We start from the raw sequence: 20,048 nt of genomic DNA, 5'->3' as shown, positions 1-20,048 counted from the left end.
ATTTATATTCTTATTAAGACATATTCATTCTATCCGTAATCCTCTATCCAGCTCTCAATTTGAGCGTCATCTGGCTTTTCAACATTCGTACAGAAGTAGCTGTCTAATAGAAGCTCGTTCTTTTCGATAAAACCTTCGGCAAGCACCCCTACTGCTAAATCCGTCGGTAACAATATTTTAAAAAGGTAGCACCCTTTCACCTCTTCTACATTTTCCACTTTAGATTTCAATGTTGAGCAAAGACTTTCCATTCTAGAAAAAATATCACCTTTTGGCAGGCAATCCTCTCGATCCCTTGGCCTGAATGCCAAGTAATATCTCAATTTATTGCCCTCTCCACCTAATCCTGTAGAAATTATGCCAAATTGTTCGTCCATCAACTCACTTTCCAAATACATCCGTGCATTTCTAAGTGCCACTAACGCAATATTCTTTATTGATAGATTTTGATTTTCATTGTATGTTCTCTCGATTAACCGATAACTTTGAACATCTCCTTTCTTAGAAAGTAATACTAAAGCCTTTTTCACCTCCTGTTCGGAACAGGACTTCGGGCTTGATCTGTAAGCTGAGATTAAATCATTTTTATATTTTTCATCCGCATTTCCAATCCCTCCAAGTATTTTGTAGAATTCATTGAATGACTCTTCTGAAATACCTTTTTCAAAGATGTTCATTTTATCAGGAAATGAATCCATATGGTCGTTTTGTTCCTGCGACATATCAATACTTTTTTGGTGGAACTTCTCCAAACCGATCTTCTATCTCTACTTCAAGCCATTTTTCTGCTGCTAGTAAAGCTTCTTCGAAAGTTTTAGAGTTGTCGTCTTCCCAACACATTCCTCCAATATCAAGTATTCTCACCCAACTGTCACTGTGTTCATCTGAGCCAAGTTCAACCCATCCCTGTCCATTTATCCACCAATCTAAATTTGGAAAATTTTTCTCAAACATACCTGTGCGTATTTTTTGCTTGTGGTCAACAATAAGTACTCATACTCTCACTTCATTCGACTGACGGCTACATGGTGTTGTATGTCCGTACTTTCTTCACCAACTTATCCTTTGGTATACTATTGATTTTCCATCAGAAAGAAAACCCACGAAGTAGTACTTCCCTTCATTTATCTCTTTCTTCAATTGCACCTCATATATTCGTCCACTCAACTCTTTTTCAACGTACCTTCGCTCAGTCGAACTAAATTCAATAGAGTCTTCTTCAAAATTATTTTCTACTAATCTCGCCTGTAGTATTTGACATTCACTAGAATCTATTTCTATAAGAGCTGCTGAATTATAATCACCAAAGTGATCAGGAAATGAGGCTGATTTGGATAAAATCTTCCCATTCTCTGGAAATTTTTGGCTGGTTACTTCCTCATAATCCTCCTTATAAAAATCATCTGATGGATAGAATGAATCATAAACTGCGTAGATAAACAGGATAATAGGGGTTAGTGCAAGCAATCTTAATCTCCTGTCGAACCTTCTCCTTTTTGTCCACAAATATACTAAATATGATAGCCCTATTGGCAATCCTATGATTAGTAAAAAGGCAATGAAGAGAAGCAACAGAAAGATCAATTTATCCATTTAGCTATATTTTGTGGCACACGACATAAGTATAGCGCATAACTACGCCTAACCCGTATACAACCGCAAAATAAATCTAAGTTTCTTTTCAAACTTAGTGTTTTTGGTAGGAAAAATACCTGGAACACCCGTTATTCATTTAATCAGCGACAGTTCTGGTTATAGTAATTCGCCACTTCAAAAGGATACTTAAATACTTTCTGCTGAATTTTCTCCTGTAAGCTAGGGCAATCCTGAAAGTACTCGGTGAGGTTTTTCCGCTTCAAGCCGAAGATGCCTTGGGTAGCTCTGACCAACAGTGGTTCATTTCCTTTACGAAAGTAGTCAGCGGTGTCTGTTGTGCTATCATCTGGATCTACCCACTCCCACTGGTAATACGTAACCTTACCCCGGCTAACTACCCGCAAGAAGACCGGCTCGCCACCGTTCGGAACAATCTCGTAGTACGCATCCAGCAGACTAATACCTTTTGGTCGAAGCTGGTGCCGCTCGTAGATATTATCATTTGCCCGATAAGCCAACAGCTTTTTAGCCCGATACTTTCGGCGTAAACCGCCACCTTCTGGTTTAAAACGAATCTTATCAAGTAGCTCGGTACCCGTAAAGGTTTCTCTCCGATCCATTACTTGCCCCCTCAGCGTATCACCCGAAATGAGTACTACGTAGCCCGGAGTATAGTTTTTCTGCCCCAGCACCGCAAGCGAGAGGAAAAACCCATTGAGAAGTAGGAATAAGAATAATTTAATCATAGTGGATAATGCTAATTCTGGTCTAGCGAGATAACTACGTTCCCGGTTTTTTGCCCGGAAGCTACATAGCGGAAGGCTTCCTGAATCTGGCCTAGCGAATAAGTTCGATCAATTATCGAGCGAAACTTACCAGCCTCCAGCAATTCATTAGTGAAGTTGAGACTTCGGAGGATATTGAGCGGTACCGGAAACTTTACTTGTTTGCCACCTAGCAGCGGAGTGATTAAGGCTAATAGTGGATTCTGCGCCTTCGGCCCCAACTCCGATGAAATATAAATGCCCTGCGGTTTGAGTAGCCTTTTACACCGGCCAAAAGTGCTTTTACCTACTGCATCGAACACAAAATCATATCGCTCATCATCTTGAGTAAAATCTTCCCGCTCGTAGTTAATTACCCGATCAGCTTCCAGCGATTTTATCAGGTCTACGTTTTTGGTGTTAGCGGTGGCAGTCACGTAAGCCCCGGCGTGTTTCAGAAATTGTAGGGCTGCCGAGCCAATTGCGCCGGTAGCCCCGTTGAGCATCACCCTACTACCGGCCCGAAGATCAACTTTGTTAATAAAATTGTAAGCATAGTGTGCTCCTTCCGCACTAGCAGCCGCTTGCTTATACGTAACTTCCGCTGGTATAATTGCGATAGGTTGATCTTCCGCAATGGCTAAGTATTTGGCGTGCGATGGAAGTCCGTTATCATTGAAGCCCCAAACTTTATCACCAATCTTGAAGCGGCTGACTTTCTTTCCCACTGCTTGCACTTCTCCGGCAAAATCAGTTCCGGTAGTGGTCAGCTTTGGCTTCGTTAGTCCGGTAAATAGTCTTATAGCGACTGGGTATCCGCTAAGTATTCCGCAGTCGGTACGGTTTACGGTGGTAGCATGTACTCTTACTAAAATTTCGTAGCTCTTTGGTCGGGTCTGATCCACCTCCTGAATGGTTAAAATATTAGGGGAGCCATATCGGGTACGCACTGCGGCTTTCATTAGCACTGTAAATTTAGTCTTCCCCAGCAATATCACCTTTTTAATTCGCACTTAAAATCAGAAGAGAAGGGTCAATTGGCGATATTTATTCGATACGGCTATTATTCTAAATAACATGTATACATCCTCTCTCTAAAAATTCCGTTACTACACGGGTATGTGTTTTTTATTTTCCAGCCCCTCTCTATTTTTCCGATGCGTTACGGCTTAATCCTCTTTTTTTCGCTACTTACTCTTCCTGGGCAGGCTCAGGTGTGGGACTTCTCGAAGCGTGTGTTCAATAGCGTGTTTAACGATACAGTCTCTTCCGAACGACCCAAGTTAATCGCCTACCCTACCTTGGCATATTCACCCGAAACCCGCTGGGAGTTTGGGGTGAGTGCCCTTTACGTCTACTACGCCAAGCAGGATACCAGCAACCGCCTAAGTGAGATTAATGCTTTTACATTCTTAACTTTAGAAAGCCAGTACGGCCTGTGGCTCGACCACGCACTATATTCCGATGAAAGCAAATGGTTCTTTTTAGGGAGGTTACGTTTGCAGCGGTTTCCACTGCTGTACTACGGTATTGGCCCCAATACTCCCGAAGAAGAGATTGCTCGAGTAGATGCCAATAGTATCGCTCTGCGAGAACGAGTGTTGCGTAATATTGGTGGTAATCTGTACTTGGGTACGTGGTTCGATTATCAACGACTAAGTAGCGTAGATTTCAACACGCTTACCAATGAACCAATTGATTTCCCCCGAGGTAGTAATGGCTCAACCAACTTTGGGATTGGGTTGGGGGTAGTTTACGACAATCGGCATAATGTACTAAACGTGCGCGAGGGTTTCTTTGGCGAAACGGGCTTTCTGCACTACGACGATGCCTGGGGTAGTGACTTCCCGTTTACGCAGTTTTTTCTTGATGCCCGCTACTTCTACCCCACTACGCGCAATCAGGTGCTAGCAGCTCAAGTAGTAGCGAACAGTACCTGGGGAGAGGTTCCGTTCAACCAACTATCGCTAATGGGAGGCGAAAGCATGATGCGAGGATACTACTTGGGGCGTTATCGGGATCGAAACCTACTGGCTACACAAGTAGAGTATCGCTTTTTACCATTCCCGTTCAGCAAACGGTGGGGTGCCGCGGCTTTTGTCAGCACCGGAACGGTATCTCCTTCACCCCAGGAGATTAATCTGGGTGATTGGGTAGTATCTGGTGGGGCCGGAGTCCGCTTCCTGATCTTTCCCAGCAAAGATATATTCACTCGATTGGACGTAGCTTTCACCGAAGAAGGGCCAGGGTTTTATTTCTTTATTGGCGAGGCGTTTTAGCGATGAGCGGAGAAAATCGCTTGGGGAATTTTAGGATGTTCCTCAGAGATGCGATCAATCAGCTTTTGGGCGTTTTTATTTTTCAGGCGACGGGCAATCAGTGCATCGGTAAAGGCTTCCAGATAATTCTCTAACTGATAGTGATTAGCAGCTCGTAGCAAGTACAATTCATCGTTGCGCGGGGTAATATTGAGTGCGCGACTGGCATCTTTCACTGCTTCCAACGGATAGCCTAGCTTCTGCTTTACCCACGCCCGGTGTTGGTAGGCTTTAGCGTACTTCGGATTGATCTTTAAAGCTCTATTTAGATCACCTAATGCCAACTTATACTCCTCTCGCTTGGCATATACGTAGCCTCGGTTACAGTAAGCGGCAGCGTAGTTCTTATCATACTTTAGCGCTTGCGTAAAATCTTCTATTGCCTGACCGTACAGTTGCTCCTTAAACATAGATACGCCACGTTCATTATACGAGCGGGCGTAGTTATGAAAGCGTGCCATGGCTTCGTCGTAGTCTACCAGATTGCCTTCCTCATCGTATAGATCATATATCTGCGCCGCCCGCTCGACGAACAGTTCTTGCTCTGTCTTCTTGGTACAGGATAGGAGCACGGTGCTAATCAAAAAGACTATCCAAGGTTTCATCTTGTTGATTAACGCTAGAAGGAAGCCGAGTGGTTCAGCCTACACTCTTTTTACAGTTGATTTAAAATGAACCTGATAATAATCACAAATGTCAGTCAAAATACACTCTCGGCAGCGCGGGTAGCTCCAGGTGCATACGCGCTGGCCGTGCTTGAAAAATAGCTTGTGGTAATTTAATAGTTCGTCCGCATCTTCGGGTAGTAAATCAAGTAGCACCGTATGCGCTTTCGCCTGATTAGTTTTCTGATTAATAATCCCCAACCGTTGTGAGACCCGATGTACGTGGGTATCTACGGGAAGGACGGGTTTTCGGAAGGTGAATAGCAATAAAAACGTGGTAGTTTTGTGGCCGACTCCCTCAAACTGCATCAGCCAGTCCATTGCTTCTTTCACCGAAAGACCCGCCAGAAAGCTCAGATCAAAATCACCTCGTTCTTCGTAAATCCGTTGAAGCGTCGCTTTAATCCGAGGAGCTTTTACTTCAGGATAGTTCGAGGTGGCAATGGCCTTGGTAAGCTCTTCAACCGGAGCGTTCATAATCTTTTCCCAGGAGCCAAACTGTTCTCGCATTTGCTCAAATGCTTTACGCTCGTTGGCATAATTGGTTCGTTGCGATAAAATTGTAGAGATAAGTTGGTCAATCGGTGGTTTGCTGGAGAATCGCTTTTGCCGTCCAAATCTCGCCTCCAATCGATTAATAGCGACGTTTATTTTCTCCGTTACGATATATTCCTGAGCCTCCACAATAACCTAACTCTGAAGTAGACGGGTAGTTTGAAATATTTTTTTTGGTATCACTGCACCGTTGCTCGTGCCAAAAATGAGCATTGCGAAGCGTGCGACTAATCGGATATAGGCAGAATAAGCATAAAATCACTACAATCAACTTCCGGTATTTGCTTTGCTTCTCTAACGTTGATAACGCAAAAAGCAGTAAAATTGGGTAAAAAGGAGTCAGATAGCGTTCGGCATCGGAAGAATAATAGTTAAGTGTAAATACAGTATGTATGGCTACGTAGTAAAGACCAAATGTCAGTAGTATACGCCTCCAAAACTGATGATCTGTACTTGAATACGTCTTGTAATACAGGTATCCTAGCATACCGATTAAAAGAAGTAGGAGCAAAGCTCGATATACTATCGGAACAGGATTAGGTAAAAACCACACGCTGAAACCATTTGCAAAGGACAGTACATTGCTTGAGTATCTACTGAAGTCACCCTCGGTCAAAGGCACTACTATTAGTTGATAAAGGCGAACAAATTCTTCTAATTTAAGCACCGCCCAAGCTATAAAAAGAAAAATACCAGCCGACAACCAAAGTATTGCTCGCTTAGAAAGTGAAGAAGGAAAAATGAGAAACGAAGCGATCAACCCCGATACTATAAACACACTGGCGTGCCTCAAACCAAACAGTAAAATGCATAGAAATCCAATAATGGCTAAGTAGGCATCTTTTTGCTCTCTACAATAGTGAAATAACACACCCAATACTATACTAAACAGAGCTACAAAAGGTGGCTCACTCCAAACGAAACTATGAATCAATAGTAGAGAAGTTCCAGATACTAGTAGTAGTAAATACAGATACCTGAATGCGCTGAGGTGTAAAAGCTGGGTTGCTAACCATCCGTGGATCGTTATCGTTGTAGCGTAACACGAAATATTTAACCAAAGCGTGTAATCTCCACGGTAAACAATAGCTAATAACAGTGGGTACAAGGGTGGCTTTAGCCGCAGATCTATGTTTCGCAGTCCATCTATTATTCCCTCCCTGGCCAATCGCTCGCTAATGTCAATATAGATATGAGAATCGGCCGTGAATCCTAACCTACAGTAATTAGCGTACAGCAGCAACGCGACACCTATCACTACCGCCAAACCTATTACCACCGTATCTAATACCGTTATTTGGTGACGTTTTACGTTTCTCAAACCATTTTACTCGTGTATCACTTTTATATTGCCTACAAATATAGATATTTGCGATTCTGTTTAATTGAACTGTTATGAAATTAGCCGTAGTGGGTGCCACCGGACTGGTCGGTACCGAAATGCTGAATGTATTAGCCCAACGCGATTTTCCATTTGACGAACTACTCCCCGTGGCCTCGGCTCGGTCGGTAGGAAAAACGATAGAATTTAAGGGGAAAGCCTACCCGATTATCAGCATGGAAGATGCTATTGCGGCTCAGCCTGATGTTGCCATCTTCTCAGCGGGAGGTTCAACCTCTCTGGAATATGCACCTAAATTTGCTGAAGTCGGCACGTTTGTCGTAGACAATTCTTCGGCCTGGCGCATGAATCCCGCTAATAAACTGGTAGTGCCTGAGATTAACGCCCGCGTACTGACGGAAGAAGATAAAATTATTGCGAACCCCAATTGCTCTACCATTCAAATGGTAGTGGCTTTAGCTCCATTACATCAGAAGTATCAAGTAAAGCGGGTGGTGGTTTCTACGTACCAATCGGTAACCGGTAGCGGAAAAGCAGCCGTCGACCAACTCATGAATGAGCGATCCGAGCAAGAAGGTGATAAAGTCTATCCACATCCTATTGATATGAACGTTCTTCCCCATATCGATGTGTTCTTTGATAATGGCTACACCAAAGAAGAAATGAAAATGGTGAACGAGACCAAGAAAATCTTTGGTGACGATAGCATTCAGGTAACGGCTACGGCGGTACGGGTTCCAGCGGTAGGCGGGCACTCCGAAGCAGTCAATGTAGAATTTGCCCAGGATTTCGACCTAGACGAAGTACGGGAACTATTAGCAAATACTCCCGGAGTAGTGGTGCAGGATGATGTAAAGAATAATGTCTACCCCATGCCGATTTGGGCGCACCAAAAAGATGAAGTATTTGTCGGGCGATTACGCCGGGATGAAACCCAGCCTAACACCCTCAATATGTGGGTGGTATCGGATAATCTACGTAAAGGCGCAGCAACTAACGCCGTGCAAATCGCCGAGTATTTGGTAGAAAATAATTTGATAAAATCAGCAGTGATGGGATGATGACTGACGACTGGACGGCTTTACGCCAACCTATCGTTCAACAATTTATTCAGGAACACGAAGGGAAAGATTCGTACCAACTGGCTCTTCAGGCAAAAAAGCATCCCAACATTCCAGTTCAGTTGGTTGCTCAACAGATTCAGGCTCGGCAAAAGGCCAAAAGCAAACTGTCGGAGTGGTACCAGACCCAAGGAATTATTTTTCCTTCTCGGCTGGCAATGGAACAGTGCTCTTCCCAAGCTACGGCTGAGTACAAGAGTAGTTTGGTTAGTGGTAAAACGGCGGTTGACCTAACGGGTGGTGCCGGGGTTGACACCTACTATCTGAGCCAATCGTTTGAGCGAGCAGACTACGTAGAACAGAATCCAGATCTGGCGGCTATTGCTCAACATAATTTTAGCCAGTTAGGCACCTCCACTATCCAAACGCATATCGGCGATGCCAAAACCTTTCTCTCATCAGCGAATCCGGTTGATTTAATCTACTTAGATCCGGCTCGGCGCGATTATACCAACCAAAAAGTATTTCGGCTATCCGATTGTTCACCCAACGTAATCCAACTACTTCCTCAGCTTCTGAAAAAGGCGAAGCAGGTGATGATTAAAACCTCACCCATGCTGGATATTAATCAGGCTACGCAGGATTTGGGTTCAGTACAGGAGGTGCACATAGTAGTGGTAAACAATGAATGTAAAGAAGTGCTGTATCTGCTTTCCAGGGAAGTGAACCAGCCATCCCAGATTACGGCAATTGACCTTACTTCAAGTGCTTCCCCGCTAATTTTCACTCATCAGGAAGAAGCTGAAGCTACTGCTGCCTTGGCGGAACCCCAGCAATTTATCTACGAGCCAAATGCCGCCATTTTAAAGGCGGGTGCCTTTCGTACAGTAGCCCAACGGTGGAACGTGGCCAAACTTCACCCCAATACACATCTGTACACTTCTGAAAAATTGGTTCCTGATTTTCCCGGGCGTTCTTTTCGGCTAGAAACCGTACTTCCCTACCAGAAAAAAGCAGTTCAGGCACACATTCCAGGCAAAAAAGCCAATATTACCACCCGTAATTTTAGCGACTCAGTAGCGACAGTGCGGAAGAAGCTTGGGTTGAAGGAAGGTGGCAATACGTACCTTTTTGCTACCCGAACCATGACCAAAGAACGCATTGTTTTGATTACTCAAAAAACTAGTAACTCATAGAGAATACTCTAATAAACTTCTAAGGTTCGTGACGACACGAACCTTAGAAGTTTATCAGAATAAGGTTTAATAACATTTTGAAAATCAAATACACCCACACCAACATTATTGCCGCCGACTGGCGAGCGTTAGCCAAGTTTTACGAGCAAGTATTTGGTTGCGTACCCGTCCCCCCGGTTCGGAAACAATCTGACCAGTGGCTAGCCCAGGGAACGGGAGTGCCGAATGCTTCGCTGGAAGGCGTTCATCTTCGTCTACCTGGTTACGGCGATAGCGGACCTACTTTGGAAATATATCAGTACGAGCATATGGAAGAAAAACCAGTCTCGGCTCCCAATCGCCAGGGGTTGGGCCATTTAGCCTTTCTGGTAGACGACGTATCCTCTGTAAGGGAGAAAATTCTACAGCAGGGCGGGAAAGAACTAGGCAAGCTTACCGAAGCTAACGTAGCGGGTGTAGGAAAGCTGACATTTGTTTACATGACTGACCCGGAAGAGAATATTCTGGAAATTCAGCATTGGTCATAAAAAAAGCCGATCGTTTCCCATCGGCTTTCAGCATTTTATCAGATTGAATCTATCGTAAGTCTACTATTTCAACCCCATCATATTTGCTGGTATCGAAACTGAAAAGCTCGTCGGTTACGCTAGCCTGCGGATTAAAATTATCAATCTCGTAGGTGTAGTGAGTGCCATTTTTATCAAAAATACGCCACTTTTTCAGGGTTCGGTCATCCTCAGCAATGTGAAGCTGAATTTTGAAAAACTGATTATCCTTATTTTCTGGTACCAAATCAACTACCTGATACGTTTTTCCGTCTATTGTTTCATCCTCCAAGTAATTATACTTAAAGCCACGCTTGTAAGCATTGTAAATTTGAGTAGGAGAAATATCCCCCTCATCAGGGTCGTAATCGTCAATATTTACCTCGTTTACTTCTTCCAGGTACGTCCAAACGGTGCTTCCGTCGTTGATAATCTCTTGTCCGCCCATTCGTAAGCGATACTTATCGCCCTTCACGGCAATTTCACCCTCAAAATCTTCGCTAATTGACTGATCGGTATTTTCCATAGAATAAGAAAAACCCGACTCAAATGCGCCAATCTGTCGATAAGCCTCACTCATGGCATCTAGTATTTCCCGGGCTTTAGGATCGTATTGAGCGTATGCCGTAGAAGACTGAGAAAAAATGATTAGTGCTAGTACGGCAATTGATAAATATTTCTTCATACAAAAACTGTTAGGATAGTTATAATGTCAGTCCAAACTGTTCAATAACTGTTCCAAACTGTATTCATCACTAATCAATACTTCACGAGCCTTGCTGCCCTCGAACGGCCCCACAATGCCTGCCGCTTCCAGTTGGTCGATTAGCCGACCAGCCCGATTGTAGCCTAGCTTCAGCTTACGCTGAATAAGTGAGGTGCTTCCCTGCTGATGATGCACAATTACCCGAGCTGCATCGTCGAATAAATCGTCTCGTTGTTTTAAGTCTACCTCCAACACACTGCTATCTCCCTCGTCGCCCAAATACTCAGGCAGTACGTAAGCCGACTCGTAACCTCGCTGCGAACCAATAAATTCACAAATACTATCTACTTCGGGCGTATCTACAAACGGGCACTGCAAGCGGATAATGTCCGAATTAACCGAAAGCAGCATATCGCCCATACCTACCAATTGCTCGGCTCCGCCCGTATCTAAAATAGTGCGCGAATCTACTTTGGAAGTAACCCGATACGACAAACGCACCGGAAAGTTCGCTTTAATAATACCCGTAATCACATTTACCGAAGGGCGCTGAGTAGCCACTACCAAATGAATACCAATGGCCCGAGCCAGTTGCGCCAGACGAGCAATAGGAGTTTCTACCTCTTTCCCAGCGGTCATCATTAGATCAGCTAACTCATCAATAATTAGCACAATGTAGGGCAAAAAGCGGTGGCCTTCTTCGGGGTTCAGCTTTCGGCCAACAAATTTCTTATTGTACTCCCGAATGTTTCGGCAAGTAGCATCCTTTAGTAGATTATAGCGGTTATCCATCTCAATACAGAGCGAATTGAGCGTGTAGATCACATTCTTCGTTTCGGTGATAATCGCATCTTCGCTATTCGGAATTTTGGCGAGAAAGTGCCGTTCTAGCTTATTGAATAGCGATAGTTCCACCTTTTTCGGATCAACCATCACAAATTTAAGCTGAGACGGATGCCGTTTATAAATCAGTGAACTGATGAGTACGTTTAGCCCCACTGACTTTCCCTGTCCGGTAGCTCCGGCAATGAGCAGGTGTGGCATTTTTGCCAAATCAGCCACAAATAGTTCGTTAGCCACGGTTTTCCCCAGAATAATTGGCAGCTCCTTGTTGCTGTGCATGAATTTCTCAGTAGTCACCACCGAGTGCATACTTACGGTCTCCCGATTCTTGTTAGGCACTTCAATACCGATGGTGCCCTTACCCGGAATTGGGGCAATGATACGAATGCCTAAAGCTGCCAAATTCAGCGCAATGTCGTCTTCCAGATTCTTGATTTTAGAAATTTTTACTCCGGCTTCGGGCACAATTTCGTAGAGCGTAACGGTAGGGCCAATAGTCGCTTTAATGGATTGAATACCGATTTTAAAGTTAATCAGCGTCTCAACAATTCGGTCTTTGTTATCTTCCAGTTCTTCCTTCGTTACCTGCACCCGCCCGGAGTGACTGCTATCCAGCAACCCTGGCTCGGGATAACGGTACTGCGGTAAATCCAGCGTAGGATCATAATTTTCTGATTTTAGTACTTTCTTAGCCTCTTCGGTATGTTCTTCAACCTCCAAAGCATATTCAGGCTCACTATCGCGCGAAGGTAATTCAGGGTCTTCAATGTCTAGTGATAATGAGGGTGCTGCTGATTTTTCTTTCTTTGACTTTGGTTCTGACTCCTGAACGAATAGTTGTTCCTCGGGAGCTTCATCTTCGGTAGGATTTTCCTCTTCTGAAAAAGGCGAGACCGTAGGTTGCTCCCAAGCTACCTCCTCCTCTTCAGCAAAAGGCGACTGCGAAAAGCCATCATTAAACGACTCAGATTTCGGGGTTGAGCTTCGCTCAAAAGAGGCTGCGGCCTGCGGAAAAGGAAGTGGGGATGTTAGTCCAAAGAAATATATAATAAACACAATTAAGGCAAAGGCTAATACCAACAAAGTACCCCAACCAATGAGGCTATCGGTGATGATGGCTAACTCATACCCTACTCCCCCGCTGAGCATACTCCATTCGGAGAAGTTTTCTTGGTGATAAATCCAGTACCCGAGTAGCCAGCTTATCCAGATCAGAAAGAAGGCCACGGCCATAGCCGCTCGATACAGTGGCAGCAATGTACGCCGAAACACAAGTTGTACTCCCGCTGCAAACAGCAAGGGAGGAATTAGTAATGAAGCAATACCAAACCAACGATACACCCATAAATACGAGACAATCGCCCCGACCAACCCCAGCCAGTTTTCCGTTTCTTGCCCCGCAGACTTCCAATTATTTTCTAGTACCGACTCAACTACACTTTGGTCAGCCGCCCCCGTGAGTAGGTACGATACCTGGGCAATGAACAGGTAAAGCGAGGTCACAATCAAGAAAAAACCCAGCGCCAAATGGAAGCGTGGATCGCGCCAAATAGGCTTAAAATCCCGGGACTTTGCCCTCTGTTTTGTCTTCGCGGACGTTGGTTTAATCCGGTTAGTTCTCTTCGGTTTTTTAGCCATAAGCTCTAAATATCAGCTACGCCAAAGCTACACAATTAGCCATAAGTTACATAAATACCAGAAAAAGTCTACTCGCTTAAATGGTGCTATTCCTGACAGATGTATCCTTTTTAAAATTTTTTACCAGGTCTTACCAATGATTTTTTCGGAAATTGTGTTGACCAATCAAATACCACAATACCCTAAATCAGATACTGAACAAGGTAAAATAATTTTTAGCATATGGAACATATAGACAAATCAGTATTGTGCAGAAATCGCGTGGGCGAAATCACTGCACTTAACCCAGGTGTCGCCTATGAACTTACGTTTAAGAATGTCTATTTATTGTTAACTGCTAGCCAGATTCATCAACTGAAGGACGAACTAGAGCTACTTAATGAGCAAGATTGGTTTTTAGGATCGGCAGAAGCGTTTACCTTACTTCAACTCCCTCTCATGGACTTTAGCACGTGGGTTACCCAATCTGAACTGGAACAACTGATGCAATTGCTCTTAGAGGCAGTAGCCATGATGAAAGTGCACCATTGGTTGGCATTTCGCACAGAGCGCTCGCGCACAAATTAGTATTATCGTGTTTGAGTGTTCAGGTATTATAGTGCTAAGTAACCATGTACAGTTCCCAGGATGACCACCGTCGCTCGATTTTCGATTTGATCAGTGTGAACTCAGAACTTCGTACTCTAAAATATTAACACACGAATACCTGAACATAATCGCACTATAACAACTTATCCACTGCTTCCATCGCTTTATCGTAATTCGGTTCTTCCCCCACTTCTGGTACCAACTCAGCGTAAACAATTTCATTATTCTGATCTACGACAAACACCGCCCGAGCCGATAATCCTTTAAAAGGCCCTTCGGTAATTTCAGTATTATACTTCTCGCCAAACTCTCCGTAACGGAAGTCTGATGCATTTACGATACTCTCAACGCCCGCAGTTTCGCAAAAACGCTTCATAGCAAATGGTAGGTCTTTGGAAATAACCAGTCCGGTTGCCCCGCTTTTTCCACCTAGTTGCTGATTAAACTGTCGGGTTTCGGTAGCACACACCGAAGTATCTAGACTAGGAACAGCGATGAGTACCTTTACCCCAGATAAGTCAGATAATTTATTTTCGCTCATATCGTCTTGCACAAACGCGAAATCAGGTGCCACGCCAGATGTAGGAATATCGCCTTTAATTGAAACAGGATTGCCGCCTAATGTTACAGAAGCCATAGTGTAGAGATTTATAGATTAAGTACAATTATACGACAGTACCCTTGGTTTGTTTAACCCTTCTTACGCTTTTACAGTTATTCTAAAAAGAATGGCATAATTCTACCATAAAAATCCTAGTTTAAGGGGTACATTATGAACAACCGAGCTACACCTCCACCAAAGCCTAAGTGGTACGAACCTATTCTACCCAAGCGAAAGGAATGGCCTGTGGTACAGCTGAGCCGTCAGCGAAAGCAATTTGTAGATACAGTAGTGCAAAATAGTGTGAACAAGCTGCGAGAGATTGCCCCCACGGTGGACTTATTGGTCGATGAACTGGAAACTACACTGTATAAAGAAAAATACCGCATTAAAGAAAATCCTTGGGCAGTAGACCCTGATGATGATTATGCCTTCTGGAGTTCGGTAAAAAAGCAATTAGTTGAGATTTCTAATCTTCAAACCGATGACCTAGATTCAGATGCCAACCAGAAAGCTCATTCGTTGTTAGAGGAAATTATTACTCGCTATGCGAACGAAATTGCCAGCAACTTCCGCCCTTCTTATCATCACTTTGCCCGCAATGTGGTTACCTTCGGGTTCTCTCGTCTGCTCAATGCATCCCGCGTAAAAGGTTTTGGGTCATTATTCAGCAACCAGTACTCCCTACAAGACAAAATAAAAATTACTGGCGAAATTGAACATCTACGAAGTTTGGCTCAGCAAGGTACTATTGTAATGGTTCCTACCCACTTTAGCAACTTAGATTCTATTCTGATCGGTTGGGTAATTAGCGAGTTGGGTCTACCGCCCTTTATTTACGGAGCCGGACTTAACTTATTTAATATTGGCATTTTTGCCTACTTTATGAATAGTCTGGGAGCGTACAAAGTTGATCGGCGTAAGAAAAATGCTCTCTACATTGAAACGCTAAAAGCGTACTCTAGCCTAGCTATGCAGTGGGGTATCGATAGCTTATTTTTTCCGGGGGGCACCCGATCCCGCTCCGGTCGTATTGAGAACAAACTAAAATTAGGCTTGCTGGGTACCGCAATGGAAGCGCAGCGTATTAACTATATTCGCAGCCAGAAAACTGGGGAGCCTGCCGAAAAAATTTTTGTATTTCCGGTGGTACTCAACTACCACTTTGTGCTAGAAGCTCCTAGCCTCATTCGCGATCACCTCCAACGAGAGGGACAAGAGCGTTACTACATTGAAACCGATGAGTATTCACAGTCAGCCAAAATTGTAAAGTTTCTGCTAAAGTTCTTCCGTAAAGGTTCCGATATTTCGGTGAGTATTGGCCGGGGGATGGATTTACTGGGTAACTTTGTAGATGATAATGGGCACAGTCTGGATAAACTGGATCGGCCAATCAGTATGCGGGAATACTTTTGTACCGGTGACCAAATTACGCGCGACGAGCAGCGAGAGAGCGAATACACTCAGATGCTGGGCGAAGCTATTTTGCGGGAGTACTACCGAATTAACCAGGTTTTCTCTAGCCATTTGGTAGCATTTGTTGCCTTTGAGCTTATCAAAAAGAACCATCCCTCTTTAGACCTATTTAATTTGCTTCGTTTGCCCGACGAAGACTTAATCATTCCTTACAACCTCTTTCAGAAGTATTGCGAACAAGTACGGCAGCAGATCTTTGAGCTACATCGTCAGGGTAAGGTTGATATCGAGGCGCAACTCAACCAACCTATCAGCGAGGTAATCGATCACGGATTGTCCAATGTAGGTATGTACCACGCTAAGCGACCTTTGCTAAGAAACAAAGCGGGGGATATTGAAACACCGGATATCAACACACTTTACTACTACCATAATCGCCTATTAGGGTACAATTTACACCGAATTATTCATCACTCAGAAAAAGTATTTGCTAGTGCCACAGAATAGTCCCGTAGGTGTTATTGGTGCCGGAAGCTTCGGTACAGTAGTCGCTAACTTACTGGCCGAAAATAGCGACGTACTACTGTACGCCCGTCGACCTGAAGTAGTAGCGCAAATCAATCAGGAGAGGCAAAGTGCCGGATACGCTCTTCATCCGCGAGTTCGCGCTACTAACGATGCTGAATCTACGTTATCAGAGTGTTCGGTATTGTTTCCCATTGTAGCTTCCTCCGGCTTTCGGGAAACGATGCGTAGCTTATCTGCTTTTCTTCGTCCTTACCATATCGTTATTCACGGAACGAAGGGACTCGATGCGCTACCGTCTTCGGCTTCTTCGGCTCCCATTACGCGTAAGCAAATAAAAACCATGAGCGAAGTAATCCGCGAAGAAACCGTTGCGGTGCGGATTGGCTGCTTGGCTGGTCCTAACTTGGCACATGAGTTAGGCGAAGGGCAACCCGGAGCTACGGTAGTTGCCAGTCGCTTTGATGAGGTAATTCAGACCGGGCAACGCTTGCTGCGTAACGACCTGTTTCAGGTGTACGGTAGCGACGATTTGATCGGTATTGAGTTGTGTGGTATTCTGAAAAATATTATTGCCATTGCCTCGGGAGCATTGAGTGGTTTGTCGCTAGGGGAAAATGCCCGAGCCTTGTTGGTCAGCCGAGGGCTGCTGGAGATGATAACAATTGGGAAGGCTTTAGGAGGTAATACTGAAGCTTTTATGGGAGTAGCTGGTGTTGGCGACCTGGTAGCTACCTGCTCAAGTACGCATAGCCGAAACTATACCGTTGGCTACCGCTTAGCGCAAGGAGAAACCCTAGGGGAAGTTGTTCGGGATATGGAAGAAGTAGCCGAAGGAGTAAACACCACTCGTATTGTAAAACAATTAGCCGATTACCACCAGATTCCAGCTCCCATTACCCGAATGCTCTACCGGATGCTGTTTGAAGACCTACCCGCCCAACGCGCCCTACAAGGCCTAATGAAGATTCCACTGGGCGAAGGCGAAGATGTGAATGTGTTGTGAGGGTATTATAGTGTTATGGTGCGAGGTGTTACAGTGTTTGAAAAATAAAGGTTCTGAGTTTATAGTCTATAAAAGTAGCCTCAAAACGCAAAACGTTGTACTCTAACACCAAAACACACTAACACTATGACACCTTAACACTCAATAATTAGTCATTCAAATCAACCAAACGGATCTCTACCCGGCGACTTTCTTCGGCACTTACTTTGACTGCTTCAGTAGCACCTTGGCCTCGGGCTAGAATACGCCTCCGCACTACCCCCCGTTGATTAAAGAAATTGAGCACTTCAATAGCCCGCTCATTCGAGAGCTTTTTGTTGGTCTCCGCATCACCGTCAGGAGAAGCGTAGCCGGTAATTTCAATACCCAAATCCTGATACTTCTTGAGCGGTTCTAAAACCTTTGCCAGTATTTCGCTATATGATTCTTCTATCTGGCTCTCGCCAATGGAGAAATAAATTTTATACGTTTCTTTCAGTAAAGAAGGATCATAACCAGAGGCAGCTACTTTTTGCCCCTTTTGCTTAATAGCTTCTTCCGTCACAAAGAAAGTAGGCAGAGTATACACGGTTTCGTTCCCCACTTTTTTCGCTATCAGATTGTCTTCCCCCGTTTCATCGTAGTAGTATGAGACTCCGGCTGCCTCCAGCTTTTCCGAGTCAAGCGCATCAAAATCTACATCTTCAATAGGGTTTGTTTTGTACATTAAGCCCAGAAGGTAGTCGTAAGCTTCACCGTCGTTAGAAGCAATAATTGCTTCCATCATATCAAATAAATCCAGGCTATCGTTTTGCACCAACATAGCCTCGTTGGCCACCCGCACCGATTTTTCTTTGGTGTTCTTCGTATCGAAGAAGGCGTTTTTCACTGAGATCTCTTGCCCTACCACCACGTCAAACTGTTTGATCGGTTTGAGGATGATCTCTTGGTACAGTTCGTAAAAATTATTCTGATTAGGAATGTTTACGTTCACAGTGTATGGCAAGTATCCTTCCGACTCAATGATAAGGTCGTAGTTTCTGCCAGGAGGTAGAATAATTAAATAATTACCGCTACCGGCACTCGGACTATACACGTAGTCAAGCTGCTGCTTGGCTTCTACGTCTACTACTTTAATCTCTGTAGGAATGGGTTTCGGATCGGTCTCTCCGGCCAAAATACGTCCCTTTATGAGCGTAAGCGGAATATTAGCTTCGTGCTCGGGCATCTCAAAGTAATAAATATCTTGTCCGCCTTTCCCCCCTTTACGTTCTGAAGAAAAGTAGCCCATCTTACCGTTGGCCGTTAGCGTAAAATAATTATCGTCGGTAGGAGTATTAATTGGGTAGCCCATATTTTCTGGTTCTTGCCATTCTCCCGCCAAAAAGTGTGTTTTGAATATATCGTTGCCGCCCATTGTACCATGCCCATCCGAAGTGAAGAATAGCGTTCTACTATCAGGATGAATAAACGGAGCGTCTTCGTTGTACTCAGTATTTACGGTGGGCCCCAGATTTTCGGGTTTGCCCCATTCACCATCCGGCTGGCGTTCGGCTTTGTAAATATCCATACCACCGTAACCGCCTTTCCGGTTACTGGCAAAATAAATCGTTTTCCGGTTAGGAGTGATGCTAGCAGTCGATTCTAAGTAGCGAGAGTTGATATTTTTACCCAGAGTAACTGGGTTAGACCAGCCTTTTGAGGTCTGCTCAATGCGATAAATACTTCCTGAATTGTTATCGCCCCCAATAAATACCAACATTTCTTGTCCATCGGGAGAAATACCCGCCGTACCTAGTGGGGCATTTGCTTTAATTGATAGAGGCTGTGGGGTACTCCACTGCCCATTACTTTTTCTAGCAGTAAAAATCTGCTCCGTAATCTTTCCCTTCTTCTCACGCACCGCCGTGTAGGCCAACATCCCCTCGTCTGCTGTAATAAGCGGATTATATTCCGTATACTCGCTGTTTATGGTCTCAAAGCTATTAATAACCATGCTCTTCTTCTCGCCAATCAGAAACAAAGCATTGGTACAAATTTCAAGCTGACGATTTACGTCGTCCAGCTTCTGCTTATCGTCTGCTTTCAGCTCTTTCTTGTAGCGTTCGTACGCTTTAATTGCTTCCTGAATCTGAATATCGCGATGGTACGTTTTACCGAGGTAGTAATTTAGCTCGTTCGGAATACCAGCGGTTGCCTGCTGTTTCTGCGCGTAGTTCAGATACGAGAGTGCTTTCAGTTGGCTCTGAAGTTCATTAGCCTCAGCGTAACATACCCCCAACCGATAGTGCACCAGCGGCTCTGACACACCGTTATCTACTGCCTGCTGATAAAGCGGAAGCGCAGCCTCGTAATTTTTTGCTAAAAGAAAAAATTTATTAGCCCGATCGACCAACGCACCGTCTGAACCTTGCGCCACAGATAAGGTAGTTAACCAAGTTAACAACGCTATTGCTAGTATTCCACACCGAGGTACCAGCGACCAGCCTTTGAGGCGGATTAGGGTATATAGCATGTTTAATGGCTTACGATCAATTCCTACAATCATATATTCAAAAATTTATGAGCATACTGGCAAATAACGCCTACCTGCTTACTAGCCCGAAAGCTAGGGAGAATGTCTAGGGTAGGAAAAGCCTTTTTTTACAAAAACGCAGGTATGTAATTTTTCAAGGTATAATACACTAGGAGGTGCTCAAGTGTT

The 20,048-nt window shown here is 44.3% G+C and carries 18 protein-coding genes; 7 read left to right on the top strand and 11 right to left on the bottom strand.

Annotation, left to right across the window (positions count from 1 at the left end; all coding sequences use genetic code 11):
• Positions 1 to 29: 29 nt before the first annotated feature.
• The 5 genes from P0M28_RS20540 to P0M28_RS20520 form a co-directional block, all read right to left on the bottom strand.
• A complete protein-coding gene (locus P0M28_RS20540; RefSeq protein WP_302204712.1) occupies positions 30 to 722 on the bottom strand; it encodes a hypothetical protein in 693 nt (230 codons plus the stop codon).
• Between the two features lies 1 nt (position 723).
• On the bottom strand, positions 724 to 954 hold the full coding sequence (locus P0M28_RS20535; RefSeq protein ID WP_302204710.1) for a hypothetical protein: 231 nt from the start codon (positions 952 to 954) through the stop codon (positions 724 to 726).
• Between the two features lie 96 nt (positions 955 to 1,050).
• Positions 1,051 to 1,593: a hypothetical protein gene (locus P0M28_RS20530; protein WP_302204708.1), complete on the bottom strand. Its 543-nt coding sequence runs from the start codon at positions 1,591 to 1,593 to the stop codon at positions 1,051 to 1,053.
• Between the two features lie 143 nt (positions 1,594 to 1,736).
• A complete protein-coding gene (locus tag P0M28_RS20525; protein WP_302204707.1) occupies positions 1,737 to 2,342 on the bottom strand; it encodes a hypothetical protein in 606 nt (201 codons plus the stop codon).
• Positions 2,343 to 2,353: 11 nt separating this feature from the next.
• Positions 2,354 to 3,322 carry an NAD(P)-dependent alcohol dehydrogenase gene (locus P0M28_RS20520; protein WP_302204706.1) on the bottom strand — a complete coding sequence of 323 codons (969 nt, stop codon included), beginning with the start codon at positions 3,320 to 3,322 and terminating at the stop codon, positions 2,354 to 2,356.
• 159 nt (positions 3,323 to 3,481) lie between these two features.
• On the opposite strand from P0M28_RS20520, the gene P0M28_RS20515 reads away from it, so the two are divergent.
• A complete protein-coding gene (locus P0M28_RS20515) occupies positions 3,482 to 4,639 on the top strand; it encodes a BamA/TamA family outer membrane protein (protein ID WP_302204705.1) in 1,158 nt (385 codons plus the stop codon).
• Here P0M28_RS20515 and P0M28_RS20510 read toward each other — a convergent pair.
• Entirely contained in the window at positions 4,636 to 5,283 is a 648-nt protein-coding gene (locus P0M28_RS20510) for a tetratricopeptide repeat protein (protein ID WP_302204704.1), read from the bottom strand. The genes P0M28_RS20515 and P0M28_RS20510 overlap by 4 nt on opposite strands.
• 39 nt (positions 5,284 to 5,322) lie before the next feature.
• Positions 5,323 to 6,027 (bottom strand): endonuclease III domain-containing protein, encoded by a 705-nt coding sequence (locus tag P0M28_RS20505; protein ID WP_302204702.1) that lies wholly within the window; start codon positions 6,025 to 6,027, stop codon positions 5,323 to 5,325.
• A gap of 1,266 nt (positions 6,028 to 7,293) precedes the next feature.
• On the opposite strand from P0M28_RS20505, the gene P0M28_RS20500 reads away from it, so the two are divergent.
• The 3 genes from P0M28_RS20500 to P0M28_RS20490 all read left to right on the top strand — a co-directional run bounded on the left by P0M28_RS20500 (position 7,294) and on the right by P0M28_RS20490 (position 10,024).
• On the top strand, positions 7,294 to 8,301 hold the full coding sequence (locus P0M28_RS20500) for an aspartate-semialdehyde dehydrogenase (RefSeq protein WP_302204701.1): 1,008 nt from the start codon (positions 7,294 to 7,296) through the stop codon (positions 8,299 to 8,301).
• On the top strand, positions 8,298 to 9,497 hold the full coding sequence (locus tag P0M28_RS20495) for a THUMP-like domain-containing protein (RefSeq protein ID WP_302204700.1): 1,200 nt from the start codon (positions 8,298 to 8,300) through the stop codon (positions 9,495 to 9,497). Before P0M28_RS20500 ends, P0M28_RS20495 begins: the two co-directional genes overlap by 4 nt.
• A 77-nt stretch (positions 9,498 to 9,574) precedes the next feature.
• A complete protein-coding gene (locus P0M28_RS20490; RefSeq protein ID WP_302204699.1) occupies positions 9,575 to 10,024 on the top strand; it encodes a VOC family protein in 450 nt (149 codons plus the stop codon).
• A 49-nt stretch (positions 10,025 to 10,073) separates the two neighbouring features.
• On the opposite strand, the gene lolA1 is transcribed toward P0M28_RS20490, so the two are convergent.
• Both lolA1 and P0M28_RS20480 read right to left on the bottom strand, forming a co-directional pair.
• Positions 10,074 to 10,727, bottom strand: a complete 654-nt coding sequence (lolA1, locus tag P0M28_RS20485; protein WP_302204697.1) for an outer membrane lipoprotein periplasmic chaperone LolA1 — start codon at positions 10,725 to 10,727, stop codon at positions 10,074 to 10,076.
• 27 nt (positions 10,728 to 10,754) lie between these two features.
• Entirely contained in the window at positions 10,755 to 13,229 is a 2,475-nt protein-coding gene (locus P0M28_RS20480) for an FtsK/SpoIIIE family DNA translocase (RefSeq protein WP_302204695.1), read from the bottom strand.
• A gap of 222 nt (positions 13,230 to 13,451) precedes the next feature.
• Here P0M28_RS20480 and P0M28_RS20475 point away from each other — a divergent pair, with 222 nt between their 5' ends.
• Complete coding sequence (locus P0M28_RS20475; RefSeq protein ID WP_302204694.1) at positions 13,452 to 13,796, top strand: hypothetical protein; 345 nt, start codon at positions 13,452 to 13,454, stop codon at positions 13,794 to 13,796.
• A 154-nt stretch (positions 13,797 to 13,950) separates the two neighbouring features.
• Here the strand turns inward: P0M28_RS20475 and tpx are convergent, their stop codons facing one another.
• Positions 13,951 to 14,454 (bottom strand): thiol peroxidase, encoded by a 504-nt coding sequence (tpx, locus tag P0M28_RS20470; RefSeq protein ID WP_302204692.1) that lies wholly within the window; start codon positions 14,452 to 14,454, stop codon positions 13,951 to 13,953.
• A gap of 135 nt (positions 14,455 to 14,589) precedes the next feature.
• On the opposite strand from tpx, the gene P0M28_RS20465 reads away from it, so the two are divergent.
• Both P0M28_RS20465 and P0M28_RS20460 read left to right on the top strand, forming a co-directional pair.
• On the top strand, positions 14,590 to 16,341 hold the full coding sequence (locus P0M28_RS20465; RefSeq protein WP_302204690.1) for a 1-acyl-sn-glycerol-3-phosphate acyltransferase: 1,752 nt from the start codon (positions 14,590 to 14,592) through the stop codon (positions 16,339 to 16,341).
• On the top strand, positions 16,328 to 17,365 hold the full coding sequence (locus P0M28_RS20460; protein ID WP_302204688.1) for an NAD(P)H-dependent glycerol-3-phosphate dehydrogenase: 1,038 nt from the start codon (positions 16,328 to 16,330) through the stop codon (positions 17,363 to 17,365). The genes P0M28_RS20465 and P0M28_RS20460 overlap by 14 nt, the downstream gene beginning before the upstream one ends.
• Before the next feature lie 148 nt (positions 17,366 to 17,513).
• On the opposite strand, the gene P0M28_RS20455 is transcribed toward P0M28_RS20460, so the two are convergent.
• Entirely contained in the window at positions 17,514 to 19,892 is a 2,379-nt protein-coding gene (locus P0M28_RS20455; protein ID WP_302204687.1) for an OmpA family protein, read from the bottom strand.
• Between the last annotated feature and the right edge of the window lie 156 nt (positions 19,893 to 20,048).

Source organism: Tunicatimonas pelagia (genome assembly GCF_030506325.1).
Taxonomy (GTDB): Bacteria; Bacteroidota; Bacteroidia; order Cytophagales; family Cyclobacteriaceae; genus Tunicatimonas; species Tunicatimonas pelagia.
This window is presented reverse-complemented; position numbering and strand designations above follow the sequence as displayed.